The 4,695-nt window shown below is 67.8% G+C and carries 5 protein-coding genes; 2 read left to right on the forward strand and 3 right to left on the reverse strand.

Annotated elements, in window-relative coordinates:
* The 3 genes from QM633_RS00285 to QM633_RS00295 all read right to left on the reverse strand — a co-directional run.
* Nucleotides 1–943, reverse strand: a 943-nt coding sequence (locus QM633_RS00285; protein ID WP_415151719.1) for an ABC transporter transmembrane domain-containing protein, incomplete at its 3' end; no start/stop codon positions are given.
* The gene (gene cydB, locus QM633_RS00290; protein ID WP_415151723.1) at nt 943–2,028 is read right to left on the reverse strand and encodes a cytochrome d ubiquinol oxidase subunit II; all 1,086 of its coding nucleotides are present in this window, start codon (nt 2,026–2,028) and stop codon (nt 943–945) included. The genes QM633_RS00285 and cydB, both read right to left, overlap by 1 nt.
* Before the next feature lie 22 nt (nt 2,029–2,050).
* A complete protein-coding gene (locus QM633_RS00295; RefSeq protein WP_415151720.1) occupies nt 2,051–3,532 on the reverse strand; it encodes a cytochrome ubiquinol oxidase subunit I in 1,482 nt (493 codons plus the stop codon).
* 49 nt (nt 3,533–3,581) lie between these two features.
* Between QM633_RS00295 and QM633_RS00300 the strand changes: the two genes are divergently transcribed.
* Both QM633_RS00300 and QM633_RS00305 read left to right on the forward strand, forming a co-directional pair.
* The gene (locus QM633_RS00300) at nt 3,582–3,932 is read left to right on the forward strand and encodes a BlaI/MecI/CopY family transcriptional regulator (RefSeq protein ID WP_415151721.1); all 351 of its coding nucleotides are present in this window, start codon (nt 3,582–3,584) and stop codon (nt 3,930–3,932) included.
* Nucleotides 3,933–3,993: 61 nt separating this feature from the next.
* On the forward strand, nt 3,994–4,572 hold the full coding sequence (locus QM633_RS00305) for a DUF421 domain-containing protein (protein ID WP_415151722.1): 579 nt from the start codon (nt 3,994–3,996) through the stop codon (nt 4,570–4,572).
* Nucleotides 4,573–4,695 lie beyond the last annotated feature (123 nt).

Raw genomic sequence — 4,695 nt, forward strand, 5'->3', positions numbered from 1 at the left:
CCGGGTCGATCAGGGCGAAGGCGGACTCCACGGCGGCCAGACCGTCGGCGGCGTCGTGGTAGTGGACGCCGACCTGCCGCACCGGCAGGTACGCCTCCGGCGCGAGGATCAGGATGAACAGCGCGGTGGCGAGGTCGAGTTGCCCGTAGACCACCCGGAAGCCGATCGTGACCGCGATCACGGCGACGCTGAGGGTGGCCAGGAGTTCCAGCACGAGAGCGGAGAGGAACGAGACCCGCAGCGTCCGCATCGTCTCCGACCGGTGGGCGGCCTCGCTGCGTCGCAGCCCCTCCGCCTGGGCCCTCGCGCGTCCGAACACCTGCAGGGTGGGCAGGCCGGCGATCAGATCGGCGAAGTGGTTGGCCAACCGGGTCTGGACGGCCCAGCGGCGTTTCGTGATGGCCTCGGTGGTCCAGCCGACCAGCGCCATGAACAGCGGGATGAGCGGCAGGGTGAGCGCGAGGATCACCGCCGACAGCAGATCCGAGGTCAGCACGGCGACCCCGACCAGCAGCGGCACCGTCACCGCGAGCAGCAGCTGCGGCAGATACTTGCTGAAGTAGCCGTCCAGCGCGTCCAGGCCCTGGGTGACCAGGGTGACCAGGCCGCCGGACGATGTCGCGTCCAGGGGACGATCCAGCCGCGCGGCCATGATGTCGCGACGCAGCTGCGACTTCACCGCTGCGGACGCCCGCTGGGCCAGCCACTCGTTCGCCCAGGCCAGCACGGCCTTCAGCCCGAAGACCAGCGCGAGTCCTGCGACGGCCCACCCGAGGGTGGCCAGGGTCCCGGACGCGAAGATGTCGCTGAGGGAACGCGACAACAGCCATGCCTGAGCGATGGTCAGGATGGCTGTTGTGCTGCCGACCGCGACCCCGGCGACCAGGTAGCCCCTGGTCGCGCGGGCCCTGCGGAGGAGGCGGGGGTCGATCGGCCCCGCCATCAGCCAGCGAGTGCTGGCGTGGCCGGCTCGTCGTCAGGGATGTTCTCGACGCCGAGCCGACGGCGGAACACGGTGTACGCCCAGGCCGTGTAGGCCAGGACGATCGGGACGAAGACGCACGCCGCGACCGTCATGAGCACCAGCGTGAGCTGGCTGGACGAGGCGTTCATCGCGTTGATCGGGGACGCGGCCCCGTCCACGCCGATGAAGCCCAGGCCGGGCCACATGGTCGCGAAGATCCCGACCGCCACGAACAGGACGGTCGCGGTGGTGGAGACGAACGCGATCCCGTCCCTGCCCCTGCCGTTGAACCACCACGCGGAGGCGAGGCCCGCGGCGGCCAGCACCAGCAACACCCAGCCGAGGACGCCGATCGGGTGCAGCAGGTTCTGCGCGACCAGGAAGATCGCGCCGAGGCCGATCGCGACCAGGCCGGCCCTGCTGGCGAACGCCTGCGCGCGCTCGTGCACGACGCCCTTGGTCTTCAGCGCGAGGAACAGCGATCCGTGGAACAGGAACAGGGCGACCAGGGTCAGTCCGCCGAGCAGGCCGAACCAGCTGAACAGCTGCCAGAAGTACGGGCTCGGGGTGAGGACGAACAGGTTCGGGCTGGCCGTATCCGTGGCGACCGGGAGGCCGAGGATGAAGTTGGCGAAGCCGACGCCGAAGACCAGCGGGACGATGAACGAGCCGATCGCCGCCATCCAGTCGAAGGCGTTGCGCCACTTCGCCTCCGGGTGCTTGGCGCGGTACTCGAACGCCACGCCGCGGATGATCAGGCCGACCAGAACCAGGAACAGAGGCAGGTAGAGGCCGGAGAACAGCGTTGCGTACCAGGCTGGGAAGGCGGCGAAGGTGGCGCCGCCCGCGGTGAGCAGCCAGACCTCGTTCCCGTCCCAGACCGGCCCGATCGTGTTCACGATCACCCGGCGCTCCTTCTCGTTCCTGCCCAGGAAGGGGATCAGCATCGCGACGCCGTAGTCGAAGCCCTCGAGGACGAGGTAGCCGATCCACAGCACGGCGATCAGGATGAACCAGAGGACCTGCAGGCCGAACGCCGCGCCGGTGGGAGGAACTTCCAGGATGATGTTCATGGTTCGTCGCCTCTCAGTACGCGAAGGTCAGGGGAGCGTCGTCGTCGGCGAGCACGCGTGGCTCCACCACGTCGGGCAGCCCGAGCTTGATGTAGTGCATCAGCAGGCCGACCTCGACGACCGCGAGGGCGCCGTAGATGATCGTGTAGAGCACCATGGACAGGCCGACCTCGAGGGGGGTCACGCCGGGTGAGGACGCGGCCGCGGTCGGCAGGACGCCGTAGACGATGAACGGCTGGCGGCCCATCTCGGTGAAGATCCAGCCGAAGGAGTTGCCGAACAGGGGGGCCAGCGGGGCGGCGAACATGGCGGCCGTCCACAGCCCGCCCGGCTTCGGGAGGTTGCCCTTCCGGGTCGCCCACAGTGCCCACAGGCCGATCGCCATGGCGAGGAAGCCGAGCCCCATCATCAGGCGGAAGCTCCAGTACGTCACCGGCAGGTTCGGCACCCAGTCCTCGACGCCCACCTTGGCGAGCCGGTCGGACACCTCCTGCTGGAGTTGGACGTTGGAGTTGGTGAACGCCTCGGACTTCATCTTCTGCACGAGGTCGTTGATGCCGTAGACCTTGCCGTTCGGGTCGCCGGTGGCGAGGAAGGACAGCACGTAGGGCACCTTGATCGAGAACACCTCGCTCTTGCCGTCGAGGCTGCCGATGGTGAGGATCGAGAAGGACGCGGGCTGCTCGGTCGTCCACAGCGCCTCGGCCGCGGCCATCTTCATCGGCTGCACCTCGGTCATGATCTTGCCCTGGATGTCGCCGGTGATGAGGCTGCCGACGCCGGCGGCCAGTAGCACCCAGGCGCCGAACTTCGTCGCCCAGCGGTAGGCGGCGGCGTCCTCGATCTGCTTCTCGGTGTCCGGCGTGCCGAGCCTGGCGAGGTGCCAGCCGGCCACGCCGAGGATCAGGCCGCCCGCGGTCAGGTACGCGGCCGTGAGCACGTGCGGCAGCGTGACGAGGGCGACCGGGTTGGTGAGCACGTCCAGCAGCGAGGTCATCTCGGCGCGGTCGGTGGTGGCGTTGTAGTGGGCGCCGACCGGGTTCTGCATCCACGAGTTGGCGGCGAGGATGAAGATCGCCGAGAGCATCGTGCCGATGGCGGCGATCCAGATGGTGGCCAGGTGCACCTTCTTCGGCAGGCGGTCCCAGCCGAAGATCCACAGGCCGATGAACACCGACTCCAGGAAGAAGGCGAGCAGGGCCTCGAGCGCGAGCGGGGCACCGAAGATGTCGCCGACGAACCGGGAGTACTCGCTCCAGTTCATGCCGAACTGGAACTCCTGGACGATGCCGGTGACGACGCCCATCGCGAAGTTGATCAGGAAGAGCTTGCCGAAGAACTTCGTCAGGCGGAGGAACTTTTCGTCACCGGTTCGTACCCAAATTGTCTGGATGACCGCGACCAGCAGCGACAGGGCGATCGTGATCGGGACGAAGAAGAAGTGATAGACAGTCGTGATCCCGAACTGCCATCTGGCAAGGGTTTCCGCGCTCATGGCGCGCAATGTACTACGGGGTGTCGTAGTCCGCAATCGAGGCCTTAGCATGGTTGCCGTGGTCGTGAACGGCGAGTTGGAACTGGCGGTGATGGACATTCTTTGGTCCCACCCCAGCGCTCTTTCCGTGCGCGATGTGCACGACGAGATCTCCTCCGATCGTGATCTCGCCTACACCACGGTCATGACCGTGCTCGACCGGCTCGCCAAGAAGGGCGCCGTGGTGAGGAATTTGGACGGACGGGCCTGGCTGTACCGGCCGGCGCGTTCGAAGGTCGCCGAGGTGGCCGCCGAGGCGCTCGAACTGCTCTCCCGGCTGAGCGTCCCCGAGCGCAGGGAGGTGCTGGCGGAGTTGAACCGCGCGCTGGACGAGCCCTCGGGCGTGGTGAGTTCCGGCTGAGGGCGGAGGAGGTTCCGGCGGGGCGCGGTCGCGTCCGCGGGGTGCTCGCTAGCGTGACGTCATGACGATTCCCGACTGGTTGGCACCCTTCCTGACGCTCGATATCTCGCTGTGGGAAAAGGTCTTGCGGACGGTTGTCGTGTACCTCGGCATCACCGTCCTGGTGCGGGTCGCGGGCAAACGGCTGCTCGCCCAAATGAACTCTCTCGATCTCGTGGTGGTACTTCTACTTAGTAACGTCGTGCAGAACTCCATCATCGGTCCGGACAACTCCGTCCTGGGTGGCTTGATCGGGGCGGTCGTCCTGATCGCTTTCAACGGCTTCCTCGACCGCGTCTCGGTGCGCAGCCCGTTCTGGCGGCTGCTGCTGGTGGGACGGGGAACCGACCTGATCGTCGACGGGCGGCTCGACGACGCAGCGCTCACGCGGCTCGGCATCACCCGCGGTGAGCTCGACCTCGCGCTTCGCCACCAGGGTGCGGATGCCGTCGGCGAGGTGGAGAAGGCGGCCCTCGAGCCCGAGGGCGACATCGTGGTCTCGCTCAAGCAGGGCGAGCGCACCGTCAGCCGCAATGACCTCGACCACGCGGTCGCGGAGCTGAAGGAGTTGATCCTCGCCGGGCAGAGACCCGCCAGCTGAATGCGGGGACGGTTCCTGACTCGGTCCAGCCCATGGGGACGGATGTGGGGACGGTTCCTGACTCGGTCCAGCCCAGGCGCCTGGACCGAGTCAGGAACCGTCCCCGGCTGGCGCCCGCTGGTC

The organism is Propionicimonas sp., assembly GCF_047606205.1.
Lineage (GTDB): Bacteria > Actinomycetota > Actinomycetes > Propionibacteriales > Propionibacteriaceae > Propionicimonas.

Coding starts and splice junctions, on each gene's coding strand:
- QM633_RS00300 (WP_415151721.1), top strand. CDS start 3,582: ATGGTTGCCGTGGTCGTGAACGGCGAGTTGGAACTGGCGGTGATGGAC.
- QM633_RS00295 (WP_415151720.1), bottom strand. CDS start 3,532: ATGAGCGCGGAAACCCTTGCCAGATGGCAGTTCGGGATCACGACTGTC.
- QM633_RS00305 (WP_415151722.1), top strand. CDS start 3,994: ATGACGATTCCCGACTGGTTGGCACCCTTCCTGACGCTCGATATCTCG.